The 17,485-nt window shown below is 66.8% G+C and carries 17 protein-coding genes; 6 read left to right on the forward strand and 11 right to left on the reverse strand.

All coding sequences use genetic code 11. From position 1 onward, the window contains the following. Nucleotides 1–11: 11 nt before the first annotated feature. The 8 genes from ACT54L_RS00905 to ACT54L_RS00940 form a co-directional block, all read right to left on the reverse strand. Nucleotides 12–722: an ABC transporter ATP-binding protein gene (locus ACT54L_RS00905; protein WP_476083655.1), complete on the reverse strand. Its 711-nt coding sequence runs from the start codon at nt 720–722 to the stop codon at nt 12–14. A gap of 13 nt (nt 723–735) precedes the next feature. After that, nucleotides 736–1,488, reverse strand: a complete 753-nt coding sequence (locus ACT54L_RS00910) for an ABC transporter ATP-binding protein (protein WP_209103056.1) — start codon at nt 1,486–1,488, stop codon at nt 736–738. Continuing rightward, complete coding sequence (locus ACT54L_RS00915) at nt 1,485–2,495, reverse strand: branched-chain amino acid ABC transporter permease (RefSeq protein WP_476083656.1); 1,011 nt, start codon at nt 2,493–2,495, stop codon at nt 1,485–1,487. The genes ACT54L_RS00910 and ACT54L_RS00915 overlap by 4 nt, the downstream gene beginning before the upstream one ends. Further along, nucleotides 2,488–3,402, reverse strand: a complete 915-nt coding sequence (locus ACT54L_RS00920; protein WP_476083657.1) for a branched-chain amino acid ABC transporter permease — start codon at nt 3,400–3,402, stop codon at nt 2,488–2,490. The genes ACT54L_RS00915 and ACT54L_RS00920 overlap by 8 nt, the downstream gene beginning before the upstream one ends. Before the next feature lie 205 nt (nt 3,403–3,607). Then, a complete protein-coding gene (locus ACT54L_RS00925; RefSeq protein WP_476083658.1) occupies nt 3,608–4,747 on the reverse strand; it encodes an ABC transporter substrate-binding protein in 1,140 nt (379 codons plus the stop codon). A gap of 76 nt (nt 4,748–4,823) precedes the next feature. Continuing rightward, on the reverse strand, nt 4,824–5,330 hold the full coding sequence (locus ACT54L_RS00930; RefSeq protein WP_476083659.1) for an L-2-amino-thiazoline-4-carboxylic acid hydrolase: 507 nt from the start codon (nt 5,328–5,330) through the stop codon (nt 4,824–4,826). Nucleotides 5,331–5,363: 33 nt separating this feature from the next. Next, nucleotides 5,364–6,665: an NAD(P)/FAD-dependent oxidoreductase gene (locus tag ACT54L_RS00935; RefSeq protein WP_476083660.1), complete on the reverse strand. Its 1,302-nt coding sequence runs from the start codon at nt 6,663–6,665 to the stop codon at nt 5,364–5,366. A gap of 27 nt (nt 6,666–6,692) precedes the next feature. Further along, complete coding sequence (locus ACT54L_RS00940; RefSeq protein WP_476083661.1) at nt 6,693–7,415, reverse strand: aspartate/glutamate racemase family protein; 723 nt, start codon at nt 7,413–7,415, stop codon at nt 6,693–6,695. Between the two features lie 168 nt (nt 7,416–7,583). Here ACT54L_RS00940 and ACT54L_RS00945 point away from each other — a divergent pair, with 168 nt between their 5' ends. Then, nucleotides 7,584–8,045: an Lrp/AsnC family transcriptional regulator gene (locus ACT54L_RS00945; RefSeq protein ID WP_476083662.1), complete on the forward strand. Its 462-nt coding sequence runs from the start codon at nt 7,584–7,586 to the stop codon at nt 8,043–8,045. 30 nt (nt 8,046–8,075) lie between these two features. Here the strand turns inward: ACT54L_RS00945 and ACT54L_RS00950 are convergent, their stop codons facing one another. Both ACT54L_RS00950 and ACT54L_RS00955 read right to left on the reverse strand, forming a co-directional pair. Further along, complete coding sequence (locus tag ACT54L_RS00950; protein WP_476083663.1) at nt 8,076–8,471, reverse strand: Rid family hydrolase; 396 nt, start codon at nt 8,469–8,471, stop codon at nt 8,076–8,078. An 11-nt stretch (nt 8,472–8,482) separates the two neighbouring features. After that, nucleotides 8,483–9,832, reverse strand: coding sequence for an NAD(P)/FAD-dependent oxidoreductase (locus ACT54L_RS00955; protein ID WP_476083664.1), 1,350 nt, complete (start codon nt 9,830–9,832; stop codon nt 8,483–8,485). A gap of 199 nt (nt 9,833–10,031) precedes the next feature. Between ACT54L_RS00955 and glnT the strand changes: the two genes are divergently transcribed. From glnT to ACT54L_RS00975, 4 genes are read left to right on the forward strand one after another with little or no spacing between them, the layout of a single operon-like run. Next, complete coding sequence (gene glnT, locus ACT54L_RS00960; RefSeq protein WP_476083665.1) at nt 10,032–11,417, forward strand: type III glutamate--ammonia ligase; 1,386 nt, start codon at nt 10,032–10,034, stop codon at nt 11,415–11,417. A gap of 37 nt (nt 11,418–11,454) precedes the next feature. Continuing rightward, nucleotides 11,455–12,351 (forward strand): class II glutamine amidotransferase domain-containing protein, encoded by an 897-nt coding sequence (locus ACT54L_RS00965; protein WP_476083666.1) that lies wholly within the window; start codon nt 11,455–11,457, stop codon nt 12,349–12,351. 1 nt (nt 12,352) lies between these two features. After that, complete coding sequence (locus ACT54L_RS00970) at nt 12,353–13,042, forward strand: protein glxC (protein ID WP_476083667.1); 690 nt, start codon at nt 12,353–12,355, stop codon at nt 13,040–13,042. Further along, entirely contained in the window at nt 13,042–14,370 is a 1,329-nt protein-coding gene (locus tag ACT54L_RS00975; protein WP_476083668.1) for an FMN-binding glutamate synthase family protein, read from the forward strand. Before ACT54L_RS00970 ends, ACT54L_RS00975 begins: the two co-directional genes overlap by 1 nt. A 49-nt stretch (nt 14,371–14,419) precedes the next feature. Here the strand turns inward: ACT54L_RS00975 and ACT54L_RS00980 are convergent, their stop codons facing one another. Next, nucleotides 14,420–15,169: a helix-turn-helix domain-containing protein gene (locus ACT54L_RS00980; RefSeq protein ID WP_476083669.1), complete on the reverse strand. Its 750-nt coding sequence runs from the start codon at nt 15,167–15,169 to the stop codon at nt 14,420–14,422. Between the two features lie 219 nt (nt 15,170–15,388). Here ACT54L_RS00980 and ACT54L_RS00985 point away from each other — a divergent pair, with 219 nt between their 5' ends. After that, entirely contained in the window at nt 15,389–17,137 is a 1,749-nt protein-coding gene (locus ACT54L_RS00985) for an APC family permease (protein ID WP_476083670.1), read from the forward strand. The last annotated feature ends 348 nt before the right edge of the window (nt 17,138–17,485 follow it).

Here is a 17,485-nt window from a genome sequence, read left to right on the forward strand (position 1 = left end):
GTCTCGTCCTTTCAAATGGCGTGGGCGTGGCCGCCCAGATAGGCCTCGACGATGCGCGGGTCATCGGCCAGCGTCGCTGCCTCGCCCTCGATGAGGATGCGGCCGCTGTCGAGCACCGCCGCGCGATCGGCGATGCGCAGGGCCGCCTTGGCATTCTGCTCGACGATGAGGATGGACAGGCCCTCCTGGCGGATCTGCGACACCAGATCGAAGATGCCCTTCACGAATTTGGGGGCAAGGCCGAGGGAGGGCTCGTCCAGCAGCAGGATGGAGGGCTTGGCCATCAGCGCGCGGGCGATGCACAGCATCTGCTGCTCGCCGCCCGAGAGCGAGCCCGCCACCTGGCTCATGCGCTCGCCGAGCTTGGGGAAGAGGGCGAGCACCCGGTCCAGTTCGGCAAGGCCATGCCGGCCGCCGCCGATGACGAGGTTTTCCTTCACGCTCATGGGCGAGAAGATCTGCCGCCCCTCGGGCGCCTGCAACAGGCCGCGGGCGACGATCTCATTGCTCTTGAGGCTGGTGATGTCCTCGCCCTTGAAGCGGATGGTGCCGGATTTCGCCCGATAGATGCCCGAGATGGTGCGCATCAAGGTGGTCTTGCCCACCCCGTTGGAGCCGAGCACGGCGACGATGCCGCGCTCGGGAACGGTGAGGTCCACCCCGTGCAGGATTTCCTGCACGCCCATGGCGACGGTGAGATTGCGGATTTCGAGTAGGCTCATGGCTCCGCTCCCTTTAGTCGTCCACGCCCAGATAGGCTTCCAGCACCACCGGGTCGGCCCGCACCACGGCCGGCTCCGCATCGGCGATCTTGCGGCCGGAGGCCAGCACCACCACCCGCGAACAGATGCCCATGACGAGGTTCATGTCGTGCTCCACCAGCATGATGGCCATGCCGGTGCCGTTCAGCGTCTTGATGAAGCGGGCCAACTCCGCCGTCTCGGAATCGTTGAGGCCGGCGGCGGGCTCGTCCAGGATCAGGAGGTCCGGCTTCATGGCCAGCGCGCGGGCGATCTCCAGATATTTGCGCTTGCCGTAGGAGAGGTTGGCGGCCAGCTCCTGCGCCTGGTCGGTGAGGCCGACGCGCTCCAGCGCCTCCCAGGTGCGCGCCGAGATGGCATCCGCCCGCTTGGCGCCGCCCAGCACCGCGCCGAGCGCCGACTGGCCCATGGCCCCGACCGCCCCCACCGACACATTGTCGAACACCGACATGTTCGGGAACACGCGCAGGTTCTGGAACGTGCGCGACATGCCGCGCGCCGCGATCCTGTAGGGCTTCAGCCCCGAGACGGTCTCGCCCTTGAAGCGCACCGTGCCGGAGGAGAGCGGCGTGAAGCCGGAGATGAGGTTGAAGAGCGTGGTCTTGCCGGCCCCGTTGGGGCCGATGACGCCCACCAGCTCGCCGTCCTCCACGCGGGTGGTCACATCGTCCACCGCCACCAGGCCGCCGAAGCGGCGGGTGACGTGCTCGATCTCGATCAGGCTCATTGCCAGCCCACCTCGCTCTTGGAGGGCGCCCCGCGCCATTTCAGCCCGAAGCCCCGCCGCACCACGGAGAGGGCGGAGACTTCGCCGAACAGGCCCTTGGGCATGAACAGGATGGAGAAGAACATGACGAGGCCCACCATCACGTTGCGCAGGTCGCCGAGGCCCCGCAGCAATTCGGGCAGCAGGATCAGCAGCACCGCCCCGATGATGGCCCCCGGCAGCGAGCCAAGCCCGCCCACCACGATCATGGCCAGGATCAGGATGGAGGTGGAAAAGCCAAAATCATTGGGCGAGACATAGCCCGTCGTATAGGCCCACAGCGCCCCGGCAATGCCGGCGAAGAAGGCCGAGATGGTGAACACCTCGATCTTCAGCTTGACGGTGTTCACTCCCATGGCATCGGCGCACTGGTCGTCCTCGCGCAGCGAGCGCAGGGCGTTGCCGTAATAAGAATGGCTCAGCCGGTGCAGCACGAAGATGGAGATCGACACCAGCACCGCCACCAGGAAATAGACCGCCAGCGGAGCTTTGAGCGGAAAGCCGAACAAATTGATGCCGGAGAACAGCATTACGCCATTGGGGCCCTTGGTCACCGCCACCCAGTTGAGCAGGACGGTGTTAATCATCTGCCCGATGGCCAGCGTCGCCACCGCGAAATAGATGGAGACGAGGCGCATGGTGGGCAGCGCCACCACGAAGGCGAAGGCCGCCGCCACCAGGCCCGCCGCCGGCAGGCCCCAGATGAAGCCGATCTTCCAATCGGTGCCGAGCAGCGCCGCCACATAGGCGCCGATGCCGTAGAAGGCGGCATGGCCCAGGTGCAGGAGGCCGGCGGCGCCCGTCACAAGATGCAGCGAGGCGGCGAGCAGGGCGAAGATGAGGACGAGGTTCGCCACCTGGAAGAAATAGCCCTTGCCCGCAAAGGCGAGGACGGCCGGCACCAGGGCGAAGACGAGGAGAAGGACGAGGATCTTGCCGATCCAGCCTTTGCGCATGAGATCAGACACGTTCCCTCCCGGCTCCGAAGAGGCCCTGCGGAAAGAAGATGAGGGTGATGATCAGGAAGCCATAGGCGACCATGTCGGCCCAGTTGGACGAGATGAAGGTGGTGGCCAGCCCCTCGGACAGGCCGAGCAGCAGCGCGCAAACCACCGCGCCGGGGATCGACGAGAGACCGCCCATCACCATGGCGACGAAGGCCTTGATGCCGGGGATGAAGCCCATGGCCGGGAAGATGGCGCCGTAATAGAGCCCCACCAGGATGCCCGCCCCCGCCCCCATCATGGAGCCGAGCGCGAAGGTGGTGATGATGGTGCGGTCGGTGTCGATGCCCACATATTTGGCCCCCAGCGGATTGGCCGAGACCGCCCGGATGGCAAGCCCCGCCCGGGTGCGGGTGAGCATGAATTGCAGGCCCGCCAGCATGATCGCCGCCACCGCGAAGATGATGACATCGCCAGTGACAATGGTGATGGGGCCGATCTCGATGGGGGTGTTGATGAGATACTCGAACGGCACCGTCTGCATCTGCGAGCCGAAGGCATATTCCAGCCCCTCGCGGGCGACGATGGAGATGGCCAGCGACGACATGAGGGTGGATTCCCGCATGGCGCGGGATTTCAGCGAGGCTTCGTCCGAGAAGCGCCGGAACGGCTTGAAGGCGATGCGCTCCAGCCCCACCCCCATGGCCGCGCCCACCGCCAGCACCACGAACAGCACCACCAGGAAGGGCGGCGCGAAGGCGGTGATGAAGATGAGGCCGACGAAGGCACCGAGCGTATAGACCTCGCCATGGGCGAAGTTCACCACATTGAGCACGCCGAAGATCAGCGTAAAGCCGATGGCCATCAAGGCGTAGATGACGCCCTGTGACAGGCCGATGGCCAGTTGTTGCAGATAATACGGGTCGATCACGGAGGGCCCTTTCCGTCGGGTCGCGGACCGCCGGCGCGCGCGGGGGCAGGCCCCGGTTCACCGGATGAAGGATGGCGGTGGCGCAGCGCGCGGACGGGGGCTCTCCCCGCGTCCCGTCTCATCTGCGAACGGATATGCGAACGTTGGGTCCGCGCACGGGCGCGGGATGCGGGCGGGAGGGCGCGGACGCCCTCCCGCCAAGCACTCACTCGTCGACGGGGGTGAAGACGCCGTTGACCACGCGCACCTTCATAAGCTGCTTCACCGGCTCACGGTCGGGGCCGAAGGTGGTGGTGCCGGTCACGCCCGGGAAGTCCTTGGTGGCGGCCAGCGCGTCGCGCACCTTGGCGCGGGTGACGTTGGGATAGGACTTGGCCACCGCGTCCAGCATGATGTTGACCGCGTCAAAGGCCTGGGCCGGGAACTGGCCGGGCTCGGCGCCGCGCACCTTCACCCATTCGGCCACGAAGTCCTTCACCTCGGGCTTGGGGCTGTTGGGCAGGAAGTTGGTGGTGAGCGACAGGCCTTCCGCATCGGCGCCGGCCAGCTCGATCACCTTCTGGTTATGGGCGGCGGAGGTGGAATAAACGGGGATGTTGATGCCGAGCTGCTTCATCTGCTTGAGGAAATTGGCGGCATCCTCATAGAAGAAGGCGGTGTAGATGGCATCGGGCTTGGCGCGCTGGATCTTGGTCAGCAGCGCGCGGAAATCCGGCAGGCCGCGATTGAAGAATTCGGTGAGCACCACCTTGCCGCCGCCGGCCTCGAAGGCATCGCCGAAATACTTGACCGCCGTCTGGCCCCAGTCGGTCTGTTCGCCCACCAGCGCCACCTTCTTGATGCCCTTCTTGAGCATCCAGGCGGCATTATAGGGGCCTTCACCCGCCTGGGTGGTGATGTTGCGGAACTGCCATTCGGAGATCTTGGCATAATCGGGGTGGGAGGCCGACTGGGAGAGCTGGGGCATGCCCGCCTCCTTATAGACCTGCGCCGAGGCCATGGAGACGCCGGAGGTAAAATCGCCCAGCACGCCCACGATGGCCGGATCGTCCACGAACTTGCGGGCGATGGCGACGCCTTCCTTGGCGTCCGAGCGGCTGTCCTCGAACACGATCTCCACCTTCACCGGGATGCGGCCGGAGGCGTTGAAGCGGGCGAGGGCGATCTCGGCGGCGGTCTTGAAGTCCTGGCCGTACTGGGCGGTGTTGCCGGTCAGGGGCAGCTGGTAACCGATCTTGATGGCATCGGCGGCGAAAGCCGGCACCGACAGGGCGCCGGCGGCGACGGTGGCCAAGGCAAGGCCGACAAAGGCGCGGCGATTGGGGGAACGGGTCATGGCTGTCATGCTCACGTCTCAGGAAGGGTGATGGGTTCTTTTTAGTCTATTGTTTGTGCGCGTCGAAACAGTGGGCAGGCGGATTTCAGGCGGCCTCCCCCGGTTCCACGATCAGGCGGCAGCAGCCGTCCTCGCCCGGATGCCAGGTTTCGCCCTTGAAGACGAAGCCGGCGGCGCTGAACAGCCCGCCATCAATGGCCCCGCCCGCCTTGCACAAAAGCTCCAGGTCCGCGTCGGACCGCCCCATGGCGGCCCAGGCCTCCTTCAGGGGGCAGCGGTGGAACTTGATCTCCAGCCGCTCCGCGTCGCACTGGCGCACCTCGGGCTGGAAGAGAATGTCGCCGGCGGGAATGCCGCCGAGGAAGCGGTCCTTCAGGCCCGGCAGATCAGCGGGGCCGAGATCGGCGAAGCGGGCGCCCATGGTGGCACCCATGCGGCGGGTGGCCTCGCTGGAGAGTTCCACCGCCCGCTCGGTGCCGAACGCCTCGCGCAGCACGTCGAACATGTTGGCATAGGCGGCGGCGCGCATGTTGAACGCGCCCTGGAGCCATTCGATGGGCACCATGCGGCCGCTGGGCGAGCTCTCGGTCATGACCTGTTCCTTCTCTGAATGGTTCGTGCTGTCTCAGGAGGGCTCGACGGCATCCTTGTGCCGATACCAGGCGAGCATGGTGGGGGCGACGAGCTTGGCCACCCCGTGGAAGGGATAGGGCCGCACGGGGGTCAGCGGCACCGGCAGGTCCGCTGCCGCCTTGCCTTCCATGGCATCGGCGAAGACCGGCCCCAGCGCGGTGGAAAGGGCGACGCCCCGCCCGTTGCAGGCGACCCAGGCCCACAGGCCGTCATCCACCCGGTGGAAGCGGGGCATGCGGTCATCGGTCATGCCGATGCGGCCGTTCCAGACGAAATCGAACGTGGGCACGCCCATCTGCGGGAAGATGCCGGCGAGGCGCGCGCCGATCAGCCGCTTCAGGCGCTCCGCCCCGTTGAAGGGCACGATGAGCGCGCCGCCGGAAACGAGGCGGCCGCGGGCATCCCAGCGGAAGAAGCGCAAATCCCCATGGGTGTCGGAGAGCGCCTGCCGGCCGGGCAGGACCTGCTGCCGCACCGTCTCCGGCTGGGGCGCGGTGGCCATCTGCCAGGACAGGACCGGCACCAGCGAATGGGCAAGGCGCGGGGCAAGACCGGGCGCGAACCAGTCCGTATAGCCATTGGCCGCCATCATCACCTGGTCGGCGAAGACCCGGCCCCTGGGCGTCGAGACCAGCCAGCCGGCGGGGGTGCGCTCAACCGAGCGGACCGGGCTGTTCTCATAAAGGGATGCCCCCGCCGCCACCGCCGCGCCGGCCAGCGCCCGGGCATAAGCGAGCGGATTGATGTGGCCGCCGGAGCGGTTGAGCATGCCGCCATACCAAGCGCGAGAGCCGGTGAGCGCCGCGGTCTCATCGGCGCTCAAGAGGCTCACCGGTGCCCCGCGCCGGGCCCAGGCCTCCACCCGCGCGGCGGAGAGCTTCACGCGACCGGGGGAATGGGCGGGCTGGAACCAGCCGGTCTGTTCGGCCTCGCATTTCAGGTCGAGCCGGCGCACCAATTTGAACAGGTTCGCCGCGCTGTCCGACACCAATTGGGCAAAGCGCTCGCCCACCGCGCCGAAACGCTCCGCCATCACGTCCGGCTCGGCGCCGGTCATGGTGGGGATGACCTGGCCGTTGTTGCGCCCCGAGGCGCCCCAGCCGGCCCGCGCCGCCTCCACCACCACCACCTTGTGCCCGCGCTCGGCCAAGGCCAGCGCGGTGGACAGGCCCGTGAACCCCGCCCCCACCACGGCCATGTCGGCCCGGATCTCACCCTCCAGCGCGGGCGCGGCGGGCCGGTCGGAGGTCACCGACGCCCAGAGGGAGGGAGGAAAAGGCACGGGCTTTGTCATGGGGCAAGATCCGGTCTGCAGCGGCGATCAGGCCGCGACGGTTTCCACCTGGAGCGAGCCGTCGAAGAAGTCGACCGCCGCCCGGGCATGGAGCTTGGTGGAATCGAACACCGGCAGCGGGCTGTCCTTGTGGTCGATCAACAGACCGATCTCGGTGCAGCCCAGAATGACGCAGTCCGCGCCCTGCTCGGCCGCCTTGCGGATCACGTCCACATAGAAGGCGCGGGAGCTGTCCTTGATGACGCCCTGGCACAGCTCGTCGAAGATGATGTCGTGCACGCCGGTGCGGTCGTCTGCCTGGGGCACCAGCATGTCGATGCCGAAGCGGGCCTTCATGCGGTCGCGGTAGAAGTCCTGCTCCATGGTGTAGCGAGTGGCCAGCAGCAGCGGCTTCTTCATGCCCGCGTCCACCAAGGCATGTCCCACCACATCCACGATGTGGAGGAGCGGCACCGGCACGGCGCGCGCCACCTGGTCGGCCACCAGGTGCATGGTGTTGGTGCAGATGAGGATGCAGCCGGCGCCGGCGCGCACCAGGCCGTTGGCGGTATCTGCCAGCGCCTGCTCGGCCAGATCCCACCGGCCGGCTTTCTGCATGGCGACGATCTCGTCGAAATTCACCGAGTGGAGGAGGATGTCGGCGGAGGCGAGACCGCCCCGGCGATCCCGCACCAATTCGTTGATTTCCTTATAATAAACGGCCGTGCTTTCCCAGCTCATGCCGCCGATCAGTCCGATTGTCCGGGACACTGGACATCTCCCTCACATCAATGTCACGCAAACGTTATCCCGGTCGGCGCGGAGGAAGTGCGCGTCTTTCGGCCTGAAATCACCCGTATGTGCAATTTGATTGCAGATTTCCTTGCCTGTATCGAAAATTTTTGCGCATCTGCGCGCTGAGGAGCAAATGAGGCGCGCATGCTGGATATTCGGGACAAACGGATTCTGGAGACCCTGCAGGAGGACGCCACGCTTCCGGTGGCCGATCTCGCGGACAAGGTGGGGCTGTCCACCTCCGCCTGCTGGCGGCGCATCAAGGCGCTGGAGGAGGATGGGCTCATCAGCCGGCGGGTGGCGCTGGTGGACCGGCGCAAGACCAATGTGGCGATGACGGTGTTCGTGGGCGTGCGCACGTCCCGCCATTCCATGGCCTGGCTCGATGCGTTCCGAAAGGTCATCCAGGGCATCCCGGAGATCGTGGAGGCCTACCGCCTCACCGGGGACATGGACTATCTGCTGCGCCTGGTGGTGCCCAGCGTCGAGGTCTATGACGCGGTCTATAAGAAGATGATCAGCGAAGTGGACTTCACCGACGTGACGTCCTTCATCTCCATGGAGGAGCTGAAATACACCACCGCCGTCCCGCTGCGCTATGCCTGAGCGGAACGGCGGGGGGATTGGCGTCAAGACCTATGCGGACACCTTGGCATAGGTCTCGATTTCCACCTTCTGCCAGGGCCGCAGCATGGACGTGACCTGCACCAATGTGCTCGCCGGGCGAATGGCGTCGAAGCGCTCCAAATGGGCGCGGGCGACGCCGTCCGCATCCGCCATGTCGCGCACAAAGACCACCGTGCGCACCACGTCCTCAAGGCGTCCGCCCGCTTCGGCGAGCGCCTTCTCGACAATGGTCAGGATGGCCCGGGTCTGGGTCTCGGCGTCACTTTCCTCATGCCCCACGGGGGCGCAGGTGCCGGAGACATGGATGTCGTCGCCCACCCGCACCGCGCGGGAATAGCCGAACACGCCCTCATAGGCCCCGCCGGAGGAAATATTACGCCGGACGGGGGAAATGCTTTGGCTCATCTTCACATCCTCTAGAAATTATAGGTGTCCCGCAGCCGGTACCAGGTCTCAACCACAGGCACCGCGCGCTTGGCGACGGGGTGGACAGGAAAGGCGGGAAAGGCGAGGTCGTCGAAGGCGGTGCGCCCCTCCGGCGCGCCGAGCAACTGCAGGGCCACCTTGTGGCCGAAATAGGTGGCGCGGGAGACGCCGGTGCCGCAATAGCCAAGCGCGTAATGCACCCCCTGCCGCGTGCGGCCGAGGTGAGGCACCTCGTCATAGGTATAGCCGATGCGCCCGTCCCACCCATGGGTTACCGGCACGTCGGAGAGCTCCGGAAAGGTCTCCAGGAGATCACGGGCCAGATGGGCATAGGCGGCCGGGGAGCGGTCGGAGGCAAGGCGCCCCACCCGTCCGCCCCACACGATCCGCCGCTCTCCCGGCGCCGCGCGAAAATAGGAAAAGACGCGGTTGGTGTTGCCATAGACGCGGCCCGTCGGCATCAGCGGGCCGAACAGAGCGGGCGCAATCTCGCCCGTCGCGATCAGCCCCGATTCCACCGGCACGATGCGCCGCTTCAGCTCCGGCAGCATGCCGTCCGTATAGCCGTTGGTGGCCACGATCACCGCCCGGCAGCGCACGGCGCCCCGTGGCGTTGCAAGGCTGAAGCCGTCCGGTTCCGCGCGGAGGCCCGTCACCCCCGCCCCGCCGATCACGGCCCCTCCGGCGGCAAGGATCCGCGCCATCAGCCCCGCATGATAGCGGCCGGGATGGAGGCTGGCATCGGCCGGCAGAACCGAGCCGCCATGGAACAGGTCGGAGCCGATCTCGCGGTGCTGTTCGGCGCGCGGCACCATGAAGCTTTCCACGCCCGCGAACGCGAAGAGATCCTCCATGTCGCGGGCCATGGCCTCGTAATGGGCGGGGCGAATGGCGCCGCGAAAGCGGCCGCAGCGGGCAAAGTCGCAGGCGATCTGCTCCCGCTCCACCAGGTCCGCGATGTAATCGAGCATGGCCACGCCCTCGCGCAGCATGGCCCGGGCCTTCTCGGCCCCGCGCAGGGCGATGAGATGCTGCACGCGGAATTTCTGGTTGCCGCTGCCGATCTGCCCGCCATTGCGGGTGGAAGCGCCAAAGCCCGGCACCTCCCGCTCCAGCACCAAGGGCACGCGCCCGTTCCGCACCAGGGTCAGGGCGGCGGACAGGCCGGTGAAGCCGGAGCCGATGACGACCACGTCGGCCACCTCAGGCAAGGGCGTTGCGTCCAGCTCCGGCCGGGGCGCGGCCTCCCACCAATAGGGCCGGTAGGCAAGGCGCGCCCCCTCCGGCACCTGGCCGCGCGACAGCTCCCCCACGGTCGGATGACGCCCCGTCCCGCTCATGCCCTTCGATCCCCTCGTACACCGGGGCAGAAATCCGCCGGCACAATCTTCATACAAATATGTTGCATCACATGCAAGTTCGTTGTAGCCGATAAGAGCGCGGCATCGGCCGGTGCCGGCGCGCCACGGCTCGCAAGCGGGCCGCAAAAGCACTGCATCTACAAAGACTTAAGACCTTCCAAACAGGGAATGACGGCTCATGACCGAGCAATGGAGCTTTGCGCCCGATGCCCTCGCCACGCCGGCGGGGCTGGACCTTGAGGCGGCGCGCGCCTTCCTCGCCACGCACAAGGTGCGCTACGTGCTCGCCCAGTTCGTGGACATCTATGGCACCGCCAAGAGCAAGGCGGTCCCGGTGGATCATCTGGACGAACTGGTGGCCGAGGGGGTCGGTTTCGCCGGCGGCGGCGTCAACGGCCTGCGCCTCGCCCCGCACGAGGCCGAATATATCGTGCGCGGCGACCTGGAGACGCTGAAGCTCCTGCCCTGGTCGCCCGGCTATGCGCGCATGATGGGCACCGGCCTCGTGGGCGGGCGCGTGCATCCCATCGACACCCGCAATATGCTCAAAGCGCAGGTGGCGCGGCTCGCCGAGCGGGGCTGGACGCTGAACACCGGCATCGAGCCGGAATTCTCCCTGCTGGAGCGCACCCTGGATGGCTCGGTGCGCCCCTTCGACGGCACCGACACCTTGCCCAAGCCCGCCTATGACTATCGCGGCCTCTCCCGCGCCCGGGTGTTCTTGGAGCGGGTGACGGACAGCCTGAAGGCGCTGGGCATCGACGTCTATCAGATCGACCATGAGGACGCGAACGGCCAGTACGAGATCAATTTCCGCTATGCCGACGCCCTGACCTCGGCGGACAACGTCACGCTGTTCAAGATGGCGGCGGCGGAAGTGGCGCACGAATTGGGCGCCCTCTGCTCATTCATGCCCAAGCCGAAAAGCTCGTTCACCGGCAATGGCATGCACATCCATTGCTCGCTGGCGGACGCCTCGGGGCGCAACATCTTCCATGAGGCGGGCGATGCCAATGGGCTGGGGCTCTCGCCCCTCGCCTATGCCTTCACCGCCGGCATCCTGCGCCATGCCAAGGCGCTGACCGCGCTACTGGCGCCCTCGGTGAATTCCTACAAGCGCCTGGTGGTGGGGCGCACAGCCTCCGGCACCACCTGGGCGCCGGTCTTCATTGCCTATGGCGACAACAACCGCACCGCCATGGTGCGCGCGCCCTATGGGCGCATCGAGATCCGGGTGGGGGATTCCGGCATGAACCCCTATCTGGCGCAGGCCGCCCTGATCGCCGCCGGCCTCGACGGGGTGGACCGGGCGCTTGATCCCGGCGCGCCGCATAATGTGAATTTCTACGCCCTCAGCCCCGCCGAGGTGCGCGCCCGCGGCATCGAGACCTTGCCCCGCACGCTGTGCGAAGCGGTGGAGGAGCTGGAGGCCAGCGACCTCTTCCGCACCGCCCTCGGCGCCGACTTCATCGACGAATTCGTGGGCCTGAAGCGCGAGGAATGGGCCGAATACCACCGGCACGTCTCCGACTGGGAGACGCAGCACTACCTCACCTTCTTCTGATCTTTCTTGCTCTCACTCCAGCAACAGGAACCATTCCATGTGTGGAATAGCTGGTCTGTTCATCAAGGACCCCACCCTTGAACCTGACCTTGGGCGCCTCTTGGCGCGGATGACCTCCACCTTGCGCGGGCGCGGGCCGGATTCGGCGGGCTTTGCCATCTATGGCGATGCCACGCCGGGCCTCGTGAAGCTCACCTTCGCCGCCCCCGAGGGCTCGGAGCCGGAAGCCCTCGCCGCCCGCCTCCTGTCCGCCCTCGGGGTGGGCGGCATCGCCGCGATCCGACACAGCCATGCGGTGGTGACGCTGCCCGCCGACGACGTCGCCCGCGCCGAGGCCTGGCTGGCCGAGCATGCGCCGGAGGCCAGCATCATGAGCACCGGCAGCCGGCTGGAAATCTACAAGGATGTGGGCGACCCGGACGATGTGGCCGCCGCCTTCGCCATCGCCGGAATGGCTGGCAGCCACGGCATTTCCCACACCCGCATGGCCACCGAATCCGCCGTGACCACCAACGGCGCCCACCCCTTCTCCACCGGCGCCGACCAGTGCCTCGTCCATAACGGCTCCATCTCCAACCATGCCTCCCTGCGCCGCACCCTGCGCCAGGACGGCATCCGCATCCGCACCGAGAACGACAGCGAAGTGGCGGCTGGCTATCTCACCCGCAAGATGCGCGACGGGGAGAGCCTGGACGAGGCGCTCACCTCCAGCCTGAAGGATCTGGACGGCTTCTTCACCTTCGTGGTGGGCACGGAAAGCGGCTTCTCGGTGCTGCGCGATCCCATCGCCTGCAAGCCGGCGGTGATGGCCGAGACCGAGCGCTATGTGGCCTTCGCCTCCGAGTTCAAGAGCCTCACCGTCCTGCCGGACATCGCCAGCGCCCGGGTGTGGGAGCCCAAGCCCGCGACCGTCTATTTCTGGGAGCATTCCTGACATGCCCGTGGTCGATCTTGCCAAAACCTCCCTCCGGGAGCTGAACATGGCCCTGCAACAGCTCGGCCCCACCACCAATGAGACCGACTGGACGGTGCTCAATCCCTCCGGCGAGCACGCCATCGCGGCGGGGGTGGATGCGCCCGTCACCATCACCATCGCCGGCCCCGTGGGCTATTATTGCGGCGGCATGAACAAGCAGGCCACCCTGGTGGTGGAAGGCAGCGCCGGCCAGGGGGTCGGCGAGAACATGATGAGCGGCCTCATCCATGTGAAGGGCGACGCCAGCCAGTCGGCGGGCGCCACCGGACGCGGCGGCCTGCTGATCGTGGAGGGCAACGCCTCCGCCCGCTGCGGCATCTCCATGAAGGGCATCGACATCGTGGTGAAGGGCGGCATCGGCCACCTCTCCGCCTTCATGGGCCAGAGCGGACGCCTCGTGGTGTTCGGGGAGGCCGGCGAGGCGCTGGGCGACAGCCTTTATGAGGCCCGCCTCTATGTGCGCGGCCCCGTGGCGGGCCTCGGCGCGGACTGCATCGAGAAGGAGATGCGAGACGAGCACCGGCAGGAATTGTTCGAGCTCATCAAGGCATCCGGCGAGGCCGGCACCGTGGATGTGAGCGAGTTCCGCCGCTACGGCTCCGCCCGCAAGCTCTATAATTTCAACATCGACAATGTGGAGGCCTACTGATGACCGATAAAGACTGGCTTCCCACCACACCGCGCAAGTCCGCAACCTTCGACGACTATGCGCTGTCCGAAATCCGCCGTGCGGCGGCCACGGGCATCTATGACATTCGCGGCGGCGGCAGCAAGCGCCGGCTGCCCAATTTCGATGACCTGCTGCTGCTCGGCGCGTCCATGACGCGCTATCCGCTGGAGGGCTATCGGGAGAAATGCGGCACCGAGGTCACGCTCGGCACCCGCTTCGCCAAAAAGCCGCTGCAGCTGGCCATCCCCATCACCATTGCCGGCATGAGCTTCGGTTCGCTCTCGGCGCAGGCCAAGGAAGCGCTGGGGCGCGGGGCGAGCCTTGCCGGCACCTCCACCACCACCGGCGACGGCGGCATGACGCCGGAGGAACGCGGGCAGTCCAAGCATCTGGTCTACCAGTATCTGCCCTCGCGCTATGGCATGAACCCCGACGACCTGCGGCGGGCCGATGCCATCGAGATCGTCATCGGCCAGGGCGCCAAGCCGGGCGGCGGCGGCATGCTGCTGGGGCAGAAGATCTCCGACCGGGTGGCGGAGATGCGCAACCTGCCCAAGGGCATCGACCAGCGCTCCGCCTGCCGGCATCCCGACTGGACCGGCGCCGACGACCTGGAGATCAAGATCCACGAATTGCGGGAGATCACCAATTGGGAAAAGCCCATCTATCTGAAGGTGGGCGCCAGCCGGCCCTATTATGACACGGCGCTGGCGGTGAAGTCGGGCGCCGACGTGGTGGTGCTGGACGGCATGCAGGGCGGCACGGCGGCCACGCAGGAGGTCTTCATCGAGCATGTGGGCATTCCCCTGCTCTCGGCCATCCGCCCCGCCGTGCAGGCGCTGCAGGATCTGGGCATGCATCGCAAGGTGCAGCTCATCGTCTCCGGCGGCATCCGCAATGGCGCCGACGTGGCGAAAGCCCTGGCGCTGGGCGCCGATGCGGTGGCCATCGGCTCGGCGGCGCTGGCGGCGCTGGGCGACAATGATCCCCAGTTTGAAGCCGAATATGAGAAGCTCGGCACCACCGCGGGGGCCTATGACGACTGGCACGAGGGCAAGGACCCCGCCGGCATCACCACCCAGACGCCGGAGCTGGCGGCTCGCCTCGATCCGGTGAAAGCGGGGCGGCGCCTCGCCAATTACCTGAAGGTGATGACATTGGAAGCCCAGACCCTGGCGCGCGCCTGCGGCAAGAGCCACCTGCACAATCTGGAGCCGGAGGACCTGGTCGCCCTCACCATCGAGGCCGCCGCCATGGCCCGCGTGCCGCTCGCCGGCACGGAGTGGATCCCCGGCCAGCGGTTCTGAGACGGGATCGCGCGGCGCGAACCGGGCGCCGCGCGATCACCCTATGGGCTCACTCATTATAGATGATGATGGAGAGGAACTTGGCCCGCTCGTCCAGAAGCCGCTCGGGGCCGTGCACCACATTGCCGGAGAAGGTGAAGGCGTCCCCGGGCTCCAGGATATAGGTGCGCTCGCCGAAGCGATATTCCATCCGGCCCTGCAGCATATAGATGAACTCGGTGCCGGGATGGGAAAAGCGGGGCCAGGACAGGCTCTTCTTGTCCATCTCGATGAAGAAGGGCTCGAAGATCTTGCGCGGCCCCCGGTCGTAGGAGAGCAGCTTGTAGGTGTGGCCGTGCTTGGTGCCCACCCGCACCACTTCCATCTGGTCGGCCCGCTTGATGAGCTGGGCCATGCCGTTCTGCTGGTCGGTCTCCTGGAACAGGTCGGCCATGCCGATGCCCAGCGCCTCGCACACCCGCTCCAGGGAATCCAGGCTCGCGGCCGCCGCGCCATTCTCGATGCGGCTCAACATGGCGCTGGAAATGCCGGCCCCGGCGCTGACTTCCGCCAGCGTCAGATTGGCGGAGGCGCGGCGGTTGCGCAGCACGTTGCCGATGCGCTTTTCCAGCGGCACGCGGGCGGCGGACTGTTCGGAGGGGCCGAGCGCCTGCTCGGCGGATCTGGCGCGGGCGGACGGGGTGCGGGCAGGCGCGTTCGCCTTGGCGGCGGGTTTCGTCGCCTCGGCCGCCGGCGCGGCCGGGACCTTCTCCGTCGATCCGGCCTTCGCGGATGCGCGCGCGGGCGTCTTCGCCTTCATGGCCATCGCCAAACCCCCAGGGCCGTTGCGTCAGGTGAAAAAGCATAGCCGCGCCACGGCCCCTTTGTAAGACCTTCCGTTCAGGAAAGTGCTTGCAGGCGCTGAACTTGCCTGTTGTCAGGCTGCAAAAATTGTGCATCAGATGCATTAAAATTAATTGCACATAATGCAAACGCTCAAGGCTCGCACGAAGCCGAACCTTCAGAACGGGGAACTGACATGACACTGGTGTCCAATGCCGAGCGGAGCGGCCACGCCTCCGCCGCGGACGAAGCGGGCCTGCATCGGGCCATCGATTGGAAAGGGGCGTTCTGGATCGCCAGTGGCGTTCCGGCCCTGGTGCTCATCTCCATCGGCGGCATGGGCGCCACCGCCGGCAAGCTCGCCTTCCTGGTCTGGGCGCTCTCCGTGGTGATGGGCTATTTCCAGGCCTATAGCTATGCCGAGATCGCCGGCCTGTTCGCCAACAAGTCCGGCGGCGCGGCGGTTTACGGGGCGGCGGCGTGGCTGCGCTATTCCAAGCTCACGGCGCCGCTCTCCGTCTGGTGCAACTGGTATGCCTGGTCGCCGGTGCTCTCGCTCGGCTGCGCCGTGGCGGCGGGCTATATCCTCAACGCCATCGCGCCGCTGCCGGTCTTCACGCCCGATTCGCCGGAAGTGGTCGCCTGGCTGAAGGCGGCGACCCATGCGGCGGCCATCGACGGCAAGAGCGCCGAGGAGGCCGCCAAGGTCGCCATCGCCGCCCTCACCGAGGCCGGCACGCCGGCGCTGCGGTCCTTCAAGCTGGTGAGCTTCTCCCTGTTCGGCCTCGCCAATATCGAGATCGGCGCCACCTTCTTCATCGGCGCGGCGCTCATGCTGGTGGCCTTTGCCATCCAGCACCGCGGCATTCTGGGCACGGCGCGGGTGCAGATGTGGATCGGCCTCCTGGTGGTGGTGCCCATGCTGATCGTCGGCGTGGTGCCCTTCCTCAACGGCTCGGTCCACTCAGCCAATTTCTCGCCCCTGCTGCCGCCGGCCGGCAGCTGGAGCAATGGCGGCTGGACGCAATTCTTCGGCGCGCTGTTCATCGCCGGCTGGTCCACCTACGCCTTCGAGACGGCGGTCTGCTACACCCGGGAATTCAAGAATCCCGGCAGCGACACCAAGAAATCCATCCTCTCCGCCGGCCTCTTGTGCGTGGTGCTCTACACATTGGTGGCGGCCACCTTCCAGGGCTATCTCGGCCTTGACGGCATGACCGCGCCCGACATCGTGGACGGCACCGGCGTTGCCGCCGCCATGGGCAATATGGTGGGCTCCGGCTCCCCCATCATCACCCACTTGCTGGAAATGATGATGATCCTGGCGCTGATCCTGGCCATCATGATGGCCATGGCCGGCTCCTCCCGCACCCTCTACCAGGGCGGCGTCGACGGCTGGCTGCCCAAGTTCCTCGCCCACACCAATGAGCACGGCGCTCCCACGCGGGCCATGTGGACCGACCTCGTGTTCAACCTGGGCCTGCTCACCTTCGCGGCCTCGGACGCGACCGCCTATTACCTCATCCTGTCCATCTCCAACGTGGGCTACATGCTGTTCATCTTCCTGAACCTGCAGGCCACCTGGATCCACCGCATCGACAGCCCGGACATTCCCCGCCCCTACCGCGCCCCCAACTGGCTGGTGGCGTTCAATGCCGCGCTCGGCTTCTTCAACCTCCTGCTCATGGGGGCCGGCGCCAAGGTGTGGGGCAACCCCAATGCGCTCTGGTACGGTCTCATCTTCGCCCTGCTCATCATCCCGGTCTTTCTCTACCGGCATTATGTGCAGGACAAGGGCCGCTTCCCCGACCACATGCTGGTGGACCTGGACCTGAAGGGCCAGGATCTGGGCGCCCGGCGGGCGGGCCTGCTGCCCTACCTCACCTTGGCGGCGGGGGCGGTGGTGGTGCTGTTCGGACACTTCTACTTCCAGCTTCCCACCTGAAGCCCCACAGGCCCGAGCGCTCCCGCGCCCATCGCGCGGGGGCGCTTCATCGACTATAAGAAAAATATCCCAGATTATATTCCCAATCACGCGCATCCCTGCTAAGGTATTCCCACCTGACACCAAGGAGGGGCGCGTCCGGAGCGACCTGACGGGTGGTGTTGGGGGCGGGTGTCCGACGGGACGGGGAATAACTGCGCTCCGAACCGTTAGCAGAGGAGGCTGAAGGTCCAGGCGCACCGATCCGGCAATGGTTCGGCCGGTGCTGATGGGAGAACCTGTCGCCCACGCGGCGCGGGACCGAGGCCATAAATCCCCGCGCGGGAGCGGACGGAGCCCGGCTCCGAC

Source organism: Aquabacter sp. DMC10, from assembly GCF_056314145.1.